Raw genomic sequence first — 14,835 nt, 5'->3', positions numbered from 1 at the left:
GCTAGAGAAAGAGTCAGATTATCATATCGTAGTGCAGCACAAAGGAAAGAACCTAACCAATTGATATTAATTGATAAATTAACTTATTCTGATTGCTATTTTTATTGGTAAGAAAAGGTAGAAAGAATTCCTAATAGAAAATCATATTAAAAATGGCTGATAAATCATTATCAGCCAGCTCACACAACTCACGCACTATTGACTAAACTAACGCGCCATAAATCGTTAATAACGCCACCACCACAATCACTGTCAAAGTAACTTTTCGCGCTAAAGAGACCGCTGATCTGGGTGTCTGCACTGGATCTAAATGAGGCTCTCGCGCCAGCGAATATTGCGCCAGTTGGGTTAATACTTGGTACTGCGAAGAACGAAAGTCGCCCAATGAAGCAAACCAGGCGGGCAAGGCTCTTTCCCCATGCCCCAATAATGCATAGGCAACCCCCACTAACCGCACCGGAATCCAGTCAAGCCAATGCAAAATACGATCAATACCCGATTGTGAGCGCTGTAAAGGAGTGTGATGACGCGCCAACCAAGTTTGATACCCACGTAACATCGCATACCCTGCTAATGCCACTGGACCATAGCTAACACAAACGACAAACCAGAAGATCGGCGCTAAATAGTAACGGAAGTTTATCCATAACAATGCATTTTGCAGAGATTCCAACCGGGCTTTTTCGCCGCTATCCATCGGTAAACCATGAATAAGTGCCAACTCCTCAGCCAATTTATCGCTGGCATGAGCATCGCCCTGGCGTGCGGCTTTCAAATAAGCTCGGTAATGTTTACGTATTCCACCCGCACCAATGCACAGCAGGCAAATTAGTATCCAGATAAGTAAAAGAGGTAAACCAAACAAGATGTTTTGCACTAGCTGCAAAACCAGCCATACCAGCACCATCCACACAGCGGTCAGTAGAATTGTTTGTACCAACGAAAAGCGGCGTAAGCGCGTAAATACCACTTCAAGGCGATGATCTAGCTGCCAATGTTCGCCCAGTTTAAACAAGCGCTCCCATGCCAGCACCAGCAACAGCGTAAACAGTGTCATTAGCTCTTATTCTCCCTTTGCACTTAACCCGCCCACAAACAGGGCATATGCCTCCCGGCATGTATAAACGACAATATCAGACAAGGTGACAAGCTAATATCTGCTCGACCATGAACCTCTGGTTAATACTGCATGACTTCCGTATTACGATGGTAAAGATAACTTCGCTAAACTCTGTTGATATAACGCCCAGTCAAAGGCGGGGCCTGGATCTGTTTTACGCCCCGGTGCAATATCGCTATGGCCTGTAACCCGCTCTGCGGTTATCGGATAAGAGGCAAATAGCAGCGCGCTAATCTCAGACAAGCTGCGATATTGTTCGGTGGTAAACGGTAACACATCCGTGCCTTCCAACTCGATTCCAATGGAAAAATCGTTACACCGCTCACGCCCGGCAAAAGTTGAGACTCCGGCATGCCAGGCACGTTTATCAAATGGAACATATTGAATAATTTCACCATCGCGGCGGATAAGGCAATGAGCTGACACCCGCAAGTGAACAATATCGGCAAAATAGGGATGCTCATCAGCATTGAGGGTGCCAGTGAACAATTGATCGATATATGGGCCGCCAAACTCACCAGGCGGCAAACTGATATTATGAATCACCAACAGAGAAGGAGCCTCGCCTTCTGGCCGCTGGTCACAGTGAGGAGAAACGACCCGTTTGACCCCGGAAATCCAGCCCTTATCTAACTGCCAGTTATTTTCTGACTGCATAGTTTACCTAAGCCCCCTAACCAAATAGTACACTGCAACCGGCTCTTTTATGGCACTTCTGCCAGCAACAGAGTAGCATGTTTAGACAACTATCTATCCGCCATTTCGGAGTTTTCTATGCCGACCCGCAGCTACAATGCCGACAGCCGCCGTGCCGCGCTATTGGAACGAATTCAATGCGATATCCCTTCAACTGTTGCTCAAGCTTTGAGTGAAGACCTTGGTGGTGAAGTCAACGCCGACCGCGATCTCACCGCACAATTACTACCCGCAGATAAGCAGGCAAAAGCCACCATCATTACTCGTGAAGCTGGCGTTTTTTGTGGTCAGCGCTGGCTGAATGAAGTGTTTATTCAACTTGGTGCCCAAGTGGAAGTTGAGTGGTTGGTTAAAGATGGAGATATACTGAGAGCAAATCAGGAACTCTGCCATCTGACTGGCCCTGCCCGCATTTTGCTGACAGGTGAACGTACCGCTCTTAACTTCCTGCAAACTTTATCAGGTGTTGCAACCGAAGTGAGCCGCTATGTAGCCAAACTTTCTACATCGCATACCCAATTGCTTGATACCCGAAAAACAGTGCCAGGGTTACGTACGGCCTTGAAATACGCAGTCCTTTGCGGCGGCGGCAATAACCATCGGCTTGGCTTATCTGATGCTTTCCTTATTAAGGAAAATCACATTATTGCTGCCGGTTCGATTAAAGAAGCGGTTGCTAAAGCATTTTGGATACATCCCAATGTCCCTATAGAAGTTGAAGTTGAATCCCTCGATCAGTTAGATCAGGCCTTGAACGCTGGCGCAGACATCATCATGCTGGATAACTTCTCCATTGACGATATACAGAAAGCTGTCAATAAGCGCGATGAATTTGCCAAAACCCAGAAGGGTGTATGTGCACAACTGGAGGTTTCGGGCAACGTCACACTGGAAACACTTCGCAGCTATGCTGACACGGGTATTGATTTCATTTCAGTTGGGGCGCTGACCAAACATATTACTGCCCTGGATCTTTCCATGCGTTTTAAATAATCCTATCAAATTATTTTCGGCGGAAGGCTCTCAATAGCAGACCCTAACTCTGTTTTGCGAGCACCGCCGAAGTTATCTGTGATGCCATTGCAAGAACATAAATATCCAACAGTAGGCTTCGCAAAACCCTCTATCCCCTCTTGTTAGCATTTATTCAAAAAGTGCACTCTGTCCACGTTTTCTCACACACATGGAGAGTGTCAAATGACTAATCAACGCGGTTTTACATTAATTGAATTGATGGTTGCGATCGCCATTATTGCGGTTCTCAGTGGTGTTGGTATTCCGTCCTATCAACGCTATATCCAAAAAGCAGCACTCACCGATATGTTACAAGCCATGGTGCCTTACAAAATGGCAGTGGAACTTTGCGCTCTGGAACATGCCAGCCTTGATAGCTGCAATGGTGGTAGCCATGGCATCCCAGCAGGGGCATCATCACGCTATGTCAGTGCTACAACTATTGATAAAGGTGTTATTACACTTACAGGTCAGCAAACTCTTGCCAATTTGACTCTGGCTATGTCGCCAACACTAAATAACAGTGGAAATGTCGTCTGGACAAGAACCTGCACCGCAACAGACAGCAGCATAACTGACAACTGTAAAGCCGTGTTCCGCTTTAATGATAAGGCCGTAATCAAATGACCGAATTTAGGGAACGCACACACGAAACAATAAATGATGAATTACACACCATCTGCCGCCGCTATAGATCAATAGCCTTAAAACTTGATAGCAACAACTTAACCATAGCTTCACCCCACCCCACCAATGAGGCATTGTTGACTGCGCTCCGTTTTGCCTGTGGCCGTAAAATCAAGGTGGAATACTGGCCGGAAGCCAGAATTGAACAATCACTTAATTTAAGTCCATCAGCACAAGAGCACGTAGACGCCAATGCACCAATAAAGAGGGACGATGACACATTACTTGATAATGAAAGCGATACCCCTGTTATTCAATTTATAACGCAGACACTCAAGTTGGCGATTCAGAAACGCGCATCTGATATTCATTTTGAACCTTATCAATATCACTACCGTATTCGCTTGAGAATTGATGGTGTATTGCATGAATCTCCATCACCTGAGGCTGAGCTATCCCGTCGTATTAGCAGTTGCCTGAAAGTCATGGCTAAGCTGAATATTGCGGAAAAGCGGTTAGCGCAAGATGGACAGTTGACTCTCCTATTAGATGGCATTCGCTACTCAATGAGAATAGCGACCCTCCCCGTGCAATATGGTGAAAAAGTCGTGCTGCGGATTCTCAATATGAAGCAGCAGCCTACTTTGGAAAAACTGGGGCTGACAACAGTAGCCCACCAGCAATTAACTCAAGCGCTATCAGCGCCGCAGGGGTTGATTCTGGTCACAGGACCTACAGGGAGTGGTAAGACAGTGACTCTCTATTGCAGCCTGGAGCAGCTCAATCAGGGACAAATAAACATCTGTAGTGTTGAAGATCCTATTGAGATCCAGGTTGACGGTATAAATCAAACACAGACCAACAGTAAAATTGGGCTGGATTTCTCCAATGTATTGCGTGCCATGCTGCGTCAGGATCCTGATGTCATTATGCTCGGTGAGATTCGTGATAATGAAACTGCAGAAATAGCAGTTAAAGCAGCACTAACGGGGCATCTGGTTCTCTCAACGTTGCATACCAACTCCACAGCAGAAACACTGATTCGCCTAACACACATGGGCGTAGAACGTCACTTAATTGCTTCCAGTCTAATATTAGTTATCGCCCAACGATTAGTCCGAAAATTGTGCCTGCATTGTCGTCAGGCGTCATCAGTCCCTTTCCTGACGCCACCAGATATATGGGCAAGTCCACTGCAACATTATCTTGCCGTTGGTTGTGAACATTGCTGTGCCGGATATTATGGTCGAACGGGAATTTACGAAATGTTAAATGTCACCCCGCCAATCCAACAAGCTTTACTCAATAATGTCAGCCCAGCAGAACTCACCAGGATTGCGCAAGAACAAAAACAAGTCACATTACTTTCAGCGGGTCTGGCATTGGTCGAAAGCGGCATGACCACTCTCAGCGAAATTAATCGTGTTGTGGGGCTGAAAATACAAATTGAGGCAATGCCGTGAGCTATCAGCGCCTATTTTATTGGAGAGCAATTAATACCGAAGGGCAATTACAGACAGGTGCATTACTGACGACGAAGAGAAATACTGTCTATGAATATATGCTCCGTAATGGGTTACAACCACTGGGTGTTAAGAGTGGGAAAAGATTATCGATTAGCTATTGGCGCGGTGAACGTCTGATCGCTATCACTCGCCAATTAGCAACATTATTACAAGCAGGTCTACCTTTAGTGAATTGCTTGCAATTGCTGGCACAAGAAATAGATGCCTTGCCCTGGCAGTGTTTATTACAGGAAATAAGTCAGCAAGTATCACAGGGGCAGTCATTATCAGAAGCAATGGCTCATTATCCTCATACTTTTCCTCTGCTATATCCCCCTGTCATTGCGATGGGGGAGCTGACAGGTAACCTTGAGCAGTGCTGCATGCAGTTGGTACAACATCAAGAGCGGCAGCAAAAATTACAAAAGAAAGTCATTAAAGCACTTAAATATCCAGTATTTGTCTGCGTTGTCGCACTGGTTGTCAGTATTGTCATGCTGGTTTTAGTGCTGCCCGAATTTGCACAAATTTACCAATCATTCGACACGCCATTACCCGCACTGACTGCCACACTCCTATTTATGTCCGCATTTCTTACTGCCTATGGGCCATACTTAATCGCATTATTAACATTATTTTGTATTAGTTATATATATGTACGGCGACATCAGACTCACTGCCAACAATGGGAACAGAAACTCCTATTACGTATCCCGTTAGTATCAGCATTGATTCGTGGCAGTTGCCTTAGTCAAATTTTTCAAACTCTGGCTATCACTCAGCACGCAGGTTTACCACTGACCGCGGGCTTAGATGCTGCACTCCGTTCCATCAATAATGACACTTATCAGCAAGCATTGAGGAGTATTCAAAAACAAATCAATCAAGGAATTCCACTGCATATGACCATCACCCAGCACCCTCTATTCCCCCCGTTATGCCAACAAATGGTTCGTGTAGGCGAGGAATCTGGTGCGCTGGATGTGCTACTAGGGAAACTGGCAGGTTGGCAGCAACAGCAAACACAGGATTTGGCCGACAATCTCACGCAAATGTTGGAGCCACTTTTAATGTTAATTATTGGCAGTATTGTTGGGGTACTGGTAATCGCGATGTATTTACCGATATTCCAGTTAGGGGATGTTATCGGGTAAATAATGTTATTACAGGAGGGCTATCCAGTGGAGTTTTATTGAAAAGAGGCGTAATTCAACGCCTCTTTTCATCTCAATCACAGGCTCGTGATTGCTAACGTTATCAGAGCATAACTTACTTTCGAAAACCCAATATCAGTTACTGCCAAACACGCGGTTTTCTTGCTCTGCTACGCGAATAAAAGTGGTGCGTTTAGTCAGTTCTTTTAAATGCGATGCACCCACATAGGTACAAGCGGAACGCAAACCGCCCATAATGTCGCGAACGGTGTTATCAACGGAGCCACGTAATGGCAATTTAACCGTCTTGCCTTCCGCCGCGCGGTACTCAGCAACACCACCTACATGGCGTTTCATGGCTGACTCTGAACTCATACCGTAGAACAACATAAACTTCTCGCCATTCTCTTCAACAACTCGGCCTTCGCACTCATCGTGTCCAGCTAGCATGCCACCCAACATAACGAAGTCAGCACCACCACCGAAAGCTTTCGCAACATCACCCGGCACGGAACAACCGCCATCGCTGACAATCTGTCCACCCAAACCGTGTGCTGCATCAGCACACTCAATAACCGCCGACAACTGCGGATAGCCGACACCTGTTTTTACGCGAGTGGTACAAACTGAACCTGGGCCAATCCCAACTTTCACAATATCAGCGCCTGACAGAATAAGTTCTTCGACCATCTCACCGGTCACCACATTGCCCGCACAAATAACTTTATCTGGGCATGCTTCGCGAGCTTTTTGCAAGAAGGAAACGAAATGCTCGGAATAACCATTAGCCACATCAATACAAATAAATTTCAAGGCAGGTGATAACGCCAAAATTTGTTTCATTTTGTCGAAATCAGCAGAAGATGTCCCGGTAGAAACCATGACATGACGTAAAACTGATTCAGGAACTCGTTTCACAAATTCGCCCCACTGCTCAACAGTGTAGTGTTTGTGAACTGCGGTCAAAACATCGAATGAGGCCAGGACTTCTGCCATGCGGAAGGTGCCAACAGTATCCATATTAGCAGCGATGATAGGTACACCAGACCAATTCCAACCTGAATGTTTGAAGGTAAACTGGCGTTCCAGTTCGACTTCAGAGCGACTTTTCAGTGTTGAACGTTTAGGGCGGATTAACACATCTTTAAAGCCTAGTTTCAAACCTTCTTCAATACGCATGGCTAATTATTCCTGGTTATTGGCGATAGATCGCAAAATGTGATCGGGCGTAAATCACGCCATCCCAGTGAAGCTATCATACGCATGAATAATTCTACGGCAAGACTGCGAATCCACCTTTATTTGCGCTACAATCCCACAAATTACCTGAAGAGTCTCAATCCCGCAGTTATCTTCGTACTCACCTCACTTATTTTTCCACATAGCGCAAACAGAATGCACACCTTGCTATGCCTTGGCACCTGCTTTCAGATACAATTCGGCCACTCACTAACTGTATGCAAGGCCAGGCAATGACCTATATTGTGGCTCTCACTGGTGGAATTGGCAGTGGTAAAAGCACAGTCGCAAATGCATTCGCCAATCTCGGTGTCCCTCTGGTTGATGCTGATATTATTGCTCGTCAGGTGGTTGAACCCGGCATGCCAGCATTAATGGATATCACCTCCCGCTATGGGAAAACAATCTTGCACACAGATGGCACATTGAATCGTGCGGCATTACGCGAGAAAATTTTCAGTGAGCCGCAGGAAAAAGCGTGGTTAAATTCATTGTTGCATCCACTGATCCAACTGGAAACCCAGCGTCAGCTCGCCAATATTGATGAGCCGTATGCACTTTGGGTTGTCCCCTTGTTGGTTGAAAATGGTTTACATCACCGTGCCAATCGTGTGTTAGTGGTAGATGTGGCACCTGAAATACAACTCGCTCGAACAATGGCGAGAGATGGTATTACTCGCCAACAGGCAGAAGATATTTTAGCTTCACAGGTTTCGCGGCAACAGCGGCTAGCCTGTGCTGATGACATTATTGACAATAGCGGCGATCCCATAGTTATCGCCCCGCAAGTTGCCTTATTACACCAGCAGTATTTGAAATTGGCAGCTGCGGCCCAACAGGATCTACATAGATGAGTGACCTCACCTCAACAATACTTTTTGAACACCCGCTCAATGAAAAAATGCGTACCTGGCTAAGAATGGAGTTTTTACTACAACAATTAGAAAGCCAGCGTACGTTAGATAATATTGCCAGTGCATTAACGTTTTTCCGCACAGCATCTGATTTAATTGATGTCCTTGAGCGCGGTGAAGTTCGTACTGATTTGCTTAAAGAATTAGAGCGCCAACAACAGAAATTACAACTATGGGCAGATATGCCCGGTGTTGATATGTCGCTGGTAGATTCCTTGCGTAGTCAGTTAAAAAGCCGGGCTTCAGTATTGATGTCGGCACCGCGCATCGGGCAGTCGCTAAAAGAAGATCGCTTAATCAGCGTTGTTCGCCAGCGCCTGAGTATCCCTGGTGGCTGCTGTAGTTTCGACTTACCCACTTTGCACACCTGGCTGCATCTGCCCCATGAACAGCGTAATCAACATATAGCCAAATTGCTGGAAAGTCTGACCCCGCTCAATCAGTCGCTGACTATTATTTTAAATTTAATTCGCCAATCCGGCCCGCTGCGAGCACAAATCAGTTTAAATGGTTTCTTCCAGGATAATGCAGAAGGAGCTGATTTACTGAGATTACGCCTGCCGCTAGATCCACAATTGTATCCACAAATTTCCGGCCATAAGACCAGATATGCAATTCGCTTCTTACCACTCGACAGTGAAAATGGTACCGTGCCGGCACGTTTATCGTTTGAATTAGCCTGCTGCTGAGTTTGTGATTAGCCGCTTGGCCTTGGATAGATTTTAGGAGAAAACATGGAAACCGAAATAATCGAGGTGAACTGTCCGACCTGCGGAAAGATTGTTATCTGGGGAGAACAAAGCCCTTATCGCCCATTCTGCTGCAAACGTTGCCAGTTGATTGATTTAGGTGAGTGGGCCGACGAAGAAAAACGTATTTCCAGTAATGGTGAGCTATCTGATAGTGATGAATGGAGCGAAGAAGAGCCGCCTAAGCACTGATCTCCTATTACTCCACAAAATAAAACAACCTAATGATATTAGATACAATGCAATACCCAAAGTAATTGAAATTTCAGGTAGGCAGCCAGCGAACGAACCCCGATGAGCTTACTAAAGTTATTCGGGTGACAAATCGGTCAGGAACCGATTTGAACGCTGCATGCAGCAGCCTCGCAAAGGCGAGGCCCATGGACGGGCCGAGTAACGAACGCAGCTAACAACCCTGCAACTTTAAATACGAAGGGTAGTAAGTAATTCAATGATAGCTGTATTGGCTGGTGGGAACTCTGCAGCCTGCAATTCAGATTGCTTCACCCAGCGCATCGGCTGACCTTCGCGGCCAAAGGGTTCACCATCCCATGCTTCAACCATATAAAAACTTAATGTTACGATGCGATCGGTAAATGTGTGCTCTAACACTTTGAGCAAAAACGCCTTTTTCACCACGATGCCTGTTTCTTCCAACAGCTCACGTTTTAATGCGACTTCTGCTGTTTCACCCTGCTCGATTTTGCCGCCAGGGAATTCCCAAAACCCAGCCATATGAGAATCAGCAGCACGCAGGGTAATAAAAATCTCTTGCTGGGAATTACGGATAATCCCGACTGCAATTTGTATGTGTTTCAATTATTTTCTCCTGTCAGGGCATCAAGGTTGGTTTGAGCACGCTTCCGGTTCATTCGCACTAAAAAGATAAGCAAAATAAAGGGCGGTGTTTAAGCCGCCCTCATTATCCGTTTTAACCGATGCCTAAAATATTACTGTAGGCGACCGTGGCACTGCTTATATTTCTTACCTGAACCACATGGGCACGGATCATTACGCCCGACTTTGCGCTCAAGGCTGGCAGCCACATTGACTTCTTCCTGTGACATCAGTGAGCTGTTATCAGATTCGTGGCTAAGTTGTTGCTGTTTAGCCAAACGCTCAGCTTCTTCGCGACGTTGTACTTCCAATGCCTCCACTTCTTCCGGCATCCGCACCTGTACTTTACTCAGGACGCTGATCACTTCATATTTCAGTGATTCCAACATTGCAGCAAACATCGCGAAAGATTCACGCTTGTATTCTTGTTTAGGATCTTTTTGTGCGTAGCCACGTAAATGGATGCCCTGACGCAGGTAATCCATTGCCGCCAAATGCTCTTTCCACAACGAATCAAGTGTTTGTAACATCACACCTTTCTCGAAGTTGCGCATCATATCAAAACCAACCACTTCTTCTTTACGCTGATAATCAGCAATCGCCATTTGCAGAATGCGTTCACGTAAAGTCTCTTCGTGCAGTTGTGGTTCATCTTCCAACCATTGAGCAATTGGCATATCCAGGTCGAAATCATTTTTCAGACGCTGTTCCAAGCCTTCGACATCCCACATTTCTTCCAGAGACTGGGTTGGAATATAGCTATCAATAACTGTTTTGAATACATCTTCACGGATACTGTTGATGGTTTCACTCACATCAGACACATCCAACAGCTCATTACGCTGGCTATAAATAGCCCGGCGTTGGTCGCTGGCAACATCATCATATTCCAGTAATTGCTTACGAATATCGAAGTTCCGGCTTTCAACTTTACGTTGCGCGTTAGCGATAGCTTTAGTCACCCACGGGTGTTCAATAGCTTCACCTGGTTTCATACCTAATTTACGCATCATGCCAGACACACGGTCAGAGGCAAAAATACGCATCAAGGCATCTTCCATTGACAGGTAGAAGCGGGAAGAACCAGCATCCCCCTGACGGCCCGCACGACCACGCAGCTGATTATCGATACGGCGAGATTCATGGCGCTCAGTACCAATAATATGCAAACCACCAGAGGCCAGTACTGCATCATGGCGAATTTGCCACGCGGCTTTAATGGCTGCAATTTGGTCTTCTGTTGGGTTTTCCAGTAAGGCAATTTCACTCTGCCAGCTGCCACCCAATACGATATCGGTACCACGACCGGCCATGTTGGTCGCGATGGTTACCGCGCCCGGCTGGCCCGCTTGGGAAACAATTTCAGCTTCCATGGCGTGGAACTTGGCGTTCAGAACTTTGTGTTCAATGCCGGCTTTCGTTAATTCAGCAGATACCACTTCTGATTTCTCAATCGAAATAGTCCCCACCAATACCGGCTGGCCGTTAGCAGTACGCTCACGGATATCTTCGATAATCGCACCAATTTTTTCCTGTTCGGTCATGTAGACCAAATCAGCCAGATCCTTACGGATCATTGGGCGGTTGGTTGGAACAACAATGGTATCCAGCTTGTAAATGGAGCTAAATTCGAATGCTTCGGTATCCGCTGTACCGGTCATACCGGCCAGTTTTTCATAGAGGCGGAAGTAATTCTGGAAAGTGATTGAAGCCAGCGTCTGGTTTTCGTTCTGAATTTCTACGCCTTCTTTCGCTTCAACCGCTTGGTGCAAACCATCTGACCAACGGCGACCTTGCATGGTACGCCCGGTATGTTCGTCAACAATGATAACTTCACCGTCTTTCACAATGTAGTCAACATCACGGGTGAACAATACGTGAGCGCGCAGAGCTGCCGTTACGTGGTGCATCAACATGATGTTAGCTGGAGAATACAGAGACTCGCCCTCTTCCATGATGCCCGCTTCTACCAGCATTTCCTCAATTTTGATCAAACCGCGTTCGGTCAAATGCACCTGACGTGATTTTTCATCCACTGAGAAGTGACCTTCGCCCTGGAAAGTATCCGAGTCTTCTTTTTCCTGACGAATCAGTTTTGGAATCAGCTTGTTAACCCGAATATACATCTCTGAACTATCTTCGGCCGGGCCGGAGATAATCAGCGGGGTACGCGCTTCATCGATCAAGATGGAGTCAACCTCATCCACCAACGCGTAATGTAGTTTGCGCTGCACACGTTCTTCTGGGCTGAACGCCATGTTATCGCGCAGGTAGTCAAAGCCGAATTCGTTGTTAGTACCATAGGTGATATCCGCAGCATAAGCAGCACGCTTAGCTGGAGCTGGCATATTCGGCAGGTTAATACCCACACTCAGGCCCAGGAACTCAAACAATGGACGGTTATTTTCGGCGTCACGTTGAGCCAAATAGTCATTGACGGTAACCACGTGGACACCACGGCCGCTCAACGCATTCAGGTAAGCTGGCAGCGTTGCTGTCAGCGTTTTACCTTCACCCGTACGCATTTCTGCGATACAGCGTTCGTTCAGTACCATACCGCCAAGCAACTGCACATCGAAGTGACGCATGCCAAACACGCGTTTACTGGCCTCACGCACCACCGCAAAAGCTTCAGGGATCAACGTTTCCAGCACGGCACCATTTGCCAGACGCTCACGAAATTCGTCAGTTTTGGCGCGTAATTCTTCATCTGTCAGTTTTTCAACTTCAGGTTCCATACGGTTGATAAGATCAACCACCTTACGCATACGGCGTAGTGTACGATCGTTACGGCTGCCAAAAACTTTGGTTAATAATTTGATTAGCATAATTCTTAATATCTCTTACAAGACCACCAAACCGGCGGCCAAAGGTTGTATAAAATTGAGGTAAACCAAAAGAATAATCAGATGAAATTGGCAGGCCCGGCACGAATACCTTGCACTTGTGCAAGCCAAAGTCCCGGTTTGTGTAACGAAAGAACAGGCCGTTTAACCTGCTCGGTATAGCGAATAATAGTGGGTGGTTTGAACTCGTGAGTCAGTAACGCATTCAGCGTATTCAACAATGCAAGCTGCTGAATTTGTGATGGCTGTACTTGCTCCGCTTCTGCCAGTTCTTGCACCCTGGCATAGGCCACTTGAGGTGCCAGTGCAAATGAAAGGTGACGAATAACCGTGCGCAGTGCATGCTGTTGCCAGTAGTCTACGCTGAATGAAGGGCGACGATGCATATCATGCAGCAATGCCAAACTACTAAAGTTTGTCGCACCGTAATTCTGGCGGCTTTGGCTTGATGATGTGTTCGGTATTGCTGCTTGATCAGGAACGCCAGACAGGTTTGATGGCACGCCAAGACTCGCCGCTACCATCCCCAGAAGGAGATGCGGCCAGAAATAACGTCTGCCAAATTGTCGCCAACGATTTAGAATACCGATCACGAGTTTAAAATCCGCCGGAGCCTTGTCAATGCGTGAAAGCCGCCCACAATTATTAGATGTTCTGTTCGATGATGCAATTGCAGCAGAAAACGGACCGCTGCATAACGTACAACAACGCGCTACTGCACTGTTAAAACTTAACCGTGCGGTAAAAGGATTGCTCCCTTCACAATTGCAGCCGTGGTGCCGTGTTGCTAACTATCGCCAGAGTGTTTTAGTGCTAGAAACCGCGAACGCCAGCTGGTTGATGCGCTTGCGCTATGAACAACCGGCATTACTCTCTGCACTACGAGCGCAAATTCTACCATCATTGTCTTCAATCGACATCAGGATTAATCCGTCGTTGATGGCCAGCGGTCATAACTATGCGCAGAATGCCGCAAAAACGTCGCAAGATCTTGAGAAATCGCCGCCATTACGTCAGTTAAGTTTGGAAAGCGCTAAGGAATTAAGAGGATTAGCGAGCCGTAGCCCTGAAAAACTGAGGACAATATTGGAACGATTGGCTGCGCTGGCCGGAGAGAGTGCCAGCGCAACCAAAAGTGATAAATAAGCTTAGTAAGCTAATACTGTAGACGGAGCTTTGAATGCCAATGGCATTTCGGCTTCGTCTTGGAACGTCACAAACTCCCAGGCTTCTTGCTTAGCTAAGACAGCCTGCAATAGCTTGTTGTTTAATGCATGACCAGATTTGTACGCAGTAAATGCGCCAATAATATTGTGGCCACACATAAACAGGTCGCCAATGGCGTCCAGCATTTTATGACGAACAAATTCATCTTCGAAGCGCAGGCCATCTTCGTTTAATACGCGGTAATCATCTACCACGATGGCACAATCGAAACTACCGCCCAGGCACAAACCGCGGGACTGTAAATATTCGATATCACGCATGAAACCAAAAGTACGTGCACGGCTGATTTGACGGACGAATGAATCGGCCGAGAAATCTAAGCGGTAGCGCTGCGTACTGGAGTCAATCGCCGGGTGATTAAAATCAATGGTGAAATCTAAACGGAATCCATTGAATGGAGACAATTCAGCCCATTTATCACCGTCTTCAACCCGTACCGTCTCTTTCAGACGCAGGAATTTCTTCGCAGAGTTTAACTCTTCGATACCCGCATCCAGCAGCAAGTACACGAATGGACTGGCACTACCATCCATTATCGGTACTTCGGGAGCGTTAACTTCAATAATAATGTTATCAATCCCTAACCCTGCCAGAGCAGCGTTGAGATGCTCAACAGTAGAAATACGCACGTCATGCTCATTGACCAGACAAGTACAGAGCATGGTATCACGCACGGATTTTGCATCTGCCGGAAAATCAACCGGTGGATTCAAGTCAGTGCGACGATAGATGACCCCGGTGTTAGCCGGCGCGGGTCGCATTGTCAGTGTGACTTTCTTACCGGTGTGCAAACCGACGCCAGTCGCCTGAACAATACGTTTTAAAGTCCTTTGTTTGATCATCGTTTTATCTCGCAATGTTATCCATCCTACCGACCTAGCTTATAACAAGATCGGCGGGACAGTTT

General features: G+C 46.5%; 15 protein-coding genes. 8 read left to right on the top strand and 7 right to left on the bottom strand.

Going from position 1 to position 14,835, the window contains the following annotated elements; genetic code table 11:
• Window positions 1-202 precede the first annotated feature (202 nt).
• Together ampE and ampD are read right to left on the bottom strand one after the other, a co-directional pair.
• Complete coding sequence (gene ampE, locus HU019_RS16095) at window positions 203-1,057, bottom strand: beta-lactamase regulator AmpE (protein ID WP_174848717.1); 855 nt, start codon at window positions 1,055-1,057, stop codon at window positions 203-205.
• Window positions 1,058-1,201: 144 nt separating this feature from the next.
• Window positions 1,202-1,777 (bottom strand): 1,6-anhydro-N-acetylmuramyl-L-alanine amidase AmpD, encoded by a 576-nt coding sequence (gene ampD, locus HU019_RS16090; RefSeq protein WP_174848719.1) that lies wholly within the window; start codon window positions 1,775-1,777, stop codon window positions 1,202-1,204.
• A 117-nt stretch (window positions 1,778-1,894) separates the two neighbouring features.
• Here ampD and nadC point away from each other — a divergent pair, with 117 nt between their 5' ends.
• From nadC to hofC, 4 genes are all read left to right on the top strand, one after another.
• On the top strand, window positions 1,895-2,809 hold the full coding sequence (gene nadC / locus HU019_RS16085; protein ID WP_174848721.1) for a carboxylating nicotinate-nucleotide diphosphorylase: 915 nt from the start codon (window positions 1,895-1,897) through the stop codon (window positions 2,807-2,809).
• A 204-nt stretch (window positions 2,810-3,013) separates the two neighbouring features.
• A complete protein-coding gene (gene ppdD, locus HU019_RS16080) occupies window positions 3,014-3,457 on the top strand; it encodes a prepilin peptidase-dependent pilin (RefSeq protein ID WP_174848722.1) in 444 nt (147 codons plus the stop codon).
• The gene (gene gspE, locus HU019_RS16075) at window positions 3,454-4,920 is read left to right on the top strand and encodes a type II secretion system protein GspE (RefSeq protein ID WP_174848725.1); all 1,467 of its coding nucleotides are present in this window, start codon (window positions 3,454-3,456) and stop codon (window positions 4,918-4,920) included. Before ppdD ends, gspE begins: the two co-directional genes overlap by 4 nt.
• Window positions 4,917-6,116, top strand: a complete 1,200-nt coding sequence (hofC, locus tag HU019_RS16070) for a protein transport protein HofC (RefSeq protein ID WP_174848727.1) — start codon at window positions 4,917-4,919, stop codon at window positions 6,114-6,116. Before gspE ends, hofC begins: the two co-directional genes overlap by 4 nt.
• A 135-nt stretch (window positions 6,117-6,251) precedes the next feature.
• Here the strand turns inward: hofC and HU019_RS16065 are convergent, their stop codons facing one another.
• Window positions 6,252-7,295 carry a GMP reductase gene (locus tag HU019_RS16065; protein ID WP_005167093.1) on the bottom strand — a complete coding sequence of 348 codons (1,044 nt, stop codon included), beginning with the start codon at window positions 7,293-7,295 and terminating at the stop codon, window positions 6,252-6,254.
• Window positions 7,296-7,588: 293 nt separating this feature from the next.
• Between HU019_RS16065 and coaE the strand changes: the two genes are divergently transcribed.
• Genes coaE through yacG form a run of 3 tightly spaced genes read left to right on the top strand, consistent with a single transcriptional unit; the run spans window position 7,589 to window position 9,210 of the window.
• Entirely contained in the window at window positions 7,589-8,209 is a 621-nt protein-coding gene (gene coaE / locus HU019_RS16060; protein ID WP_174848729.1) for a dephospho-CoA kinase, read from the top strand.
• Window positions 8,206-8,958 (top strand): cell division protein ZapD, encoded by a 753-nt coding sequence (gene zapD / locus HU019_RS16055; protein ID WP_174848730.1) that lies wholly within the window; start codon window positions 8,206-8,208, stop codon window positions 8,956-8,958. The genes coaE and zapD overlap by 4 nt, the downstream gene beginning before the upstream one ends.
• 45 nt (window positions 8,959-9,003) lie before the next feature.
• Window positions 9,004-9,210: a DNA gyrase inhibitor YacG gene (gene yacG, locus HU019_RS16050; RefSeq protein WP_174848732.1), complete on the top strand. Its 207-nt coding sequence runs from the start codon at window positions 9,004-9,006 to the stop codon at window positions 9,208-9,210.
• A gap of 231 nt (window positions 9,211-9,441) precedes the next feature.
• On the opposite strand, the gene mutT is transcribed toward yacG, so the two are convergent.
• The 3 genes from mutT to secM form a co-directional block, all read right to left on the bottom strand.
• A complete protein-coding gene (gene mutT / locus HU019_RS16045) occupies window positions 9,442-9,837 on the bottom strand; it encodes an 8-oxo-dGTP diphosphatase MutT (RefSeq protein WP_174848733.1) in 396 nt (131 codons plus the stop codon).
• Between the two features lie 131 nt (window positions 9,838-9,968).
• Window positions 9,969-12,683 (bottom strand): preprotein translocase subunit SecA, encoded by a 2,715-nt coding sequence (gene secA, locus HU019_RS16040; protein ID WP_174848735.1) that lies wholly within the window; start codon window positions 12,681-12,683, stop codon window positions 9,969-9,971.
• Window positions 12,684-12,760: 77 nt separating this feature from the next.
• Complete coding sequence (secM, locus tag HU019_RS16035; RefSeq protein ID WP_174848737.1) at window positions 12,761-13,294, bottom strand: secA translation cis-regulator SecM; 534 nt, start codon at window positions 13,292-13,294, stop codon at window positions 12,761-12,763.
• A gap of 28 nt (window positions 13,295-13,322) precedes the next feature.
• Here secM and HU019_RS16030 point away from each other — a divergent pair, with 28 nt between their 5' ends.
• A complete protein-coding gene (locus tag HU019_RS16030) occupies window positions 13,323-13,847 on the top strand; it encodes a DUF721 domain-containing protein (protein ID WP_174848739.1) in 525 nt (174 codons plus the stop codon).
• Window positions 13,848-13,849: 2 nt separating this feature from the next.
• Here HU019_RS16030 and lpxC read toward each other — a convergent pair whose 3' ends face one another.
• Window positions 13,850-14,770 (bottom strand): UDP-3-O-acyl-N-acetylglucosamine deacetylase, encoded by a 921-nt coding sequence (lpxC, locus tag HU019_RS16025; RefSeq protein WP_004389005.1) that lies wholly within the window; start codon window positions 14,768-14,770, stop codon window positions 13,850-13,852.
• Window positions 14,771-14,835 lie beyond the last annotated feature (65 nt).

Origin of the sequence: Yersinia artesiana (assembly GCF_902726545.1) — a bacterium.
Lineage (GTDB): Bacteria > Pseudomonadota > Gammaproteobacteria > Enterobacterales > Enterobacteriaceae > Yersinia > Yersinia artesiana.
Note: the sequence above shows the minus strand (reverse complement) of the source record. Positions and strands in the feature narration are given on the sequence as shown.

Coding starts and splice junctions, on each gene's coding strand:
- ampE (WP_174848717.1), bottom strand. CDS start 1,057: ATGACACTGTTTACGCTGTTGCTGGTGCTGGCATGGGAGCGCTTGTTT.
- ampD (WP_174848719.1), bottom strand. CDS start 1,777: ATGCAGTCAGAAAATAACTGGCAGTTAGATAAGGGCTGGATTTCCGGG.
- nadC (WP_174848721.1), top strand. CDS start 1,895: ATGCCGACCCGCAGCTACAATGCCGACAGCCGCCGTGCCGCGCTATTG.
- ppdD (WP_174848722.1), top strand. CDS start 3,014: ATGACTAATCAACGCGGTTTTACATTAATTGAATTGATGGTTGCGATC.
- gspE (WP_174848725.1), top strand. CDS start 3,454: ATGACCGAATTTAGGGAACGCACACACGAAACAATAAATGATGAATTA.
- HU019_RS16065 (WP_005167093.1), bottom strand. CDS start 7,295: ATGCGTATTGAAGAAGGTTTGAAACTAGGCTTTAAAGATGTGTTAATC.
- coaE (WP_174848729.1), top strand. CDS start 7,589: ATGACCTATATTGTGGCTCTCACTGGTGGAATTGGCAGTGGTAAAAGC.
- zapD (WP_174848730.1), top strand. CDS start 8,206: ATGAGTGACCTCACCTCAACAATACTTTTTGAACACCCGCTCAATGAA.
- yacG (WP_174848732.1), top strand. CDS start 9,004: ATGGAAACCGAAATAATCGAGGTGAACTGTCCGACCTGCGGAAAGATT.
- secA (WP_174848735.1), bottom strand. CDS start 12,683: ATGCTAATCAAATTATTAACCAAAGTTTTTGGCAGCCGTAACGATCGT.
- HU019_RS16030 (WP_174848739.1), top strand. CDS start 13,323: ATGCGTGAAAGCCGCCCACAATTATTAGATGTTCTGTTCGATGATGCA.
- lpxC (WP_004389005.1), bottom strand. CDS start 14,770: ATGATCAAACAAAGGACTTTAAAACGTATTGTTCAGGCGACTGGCGTC.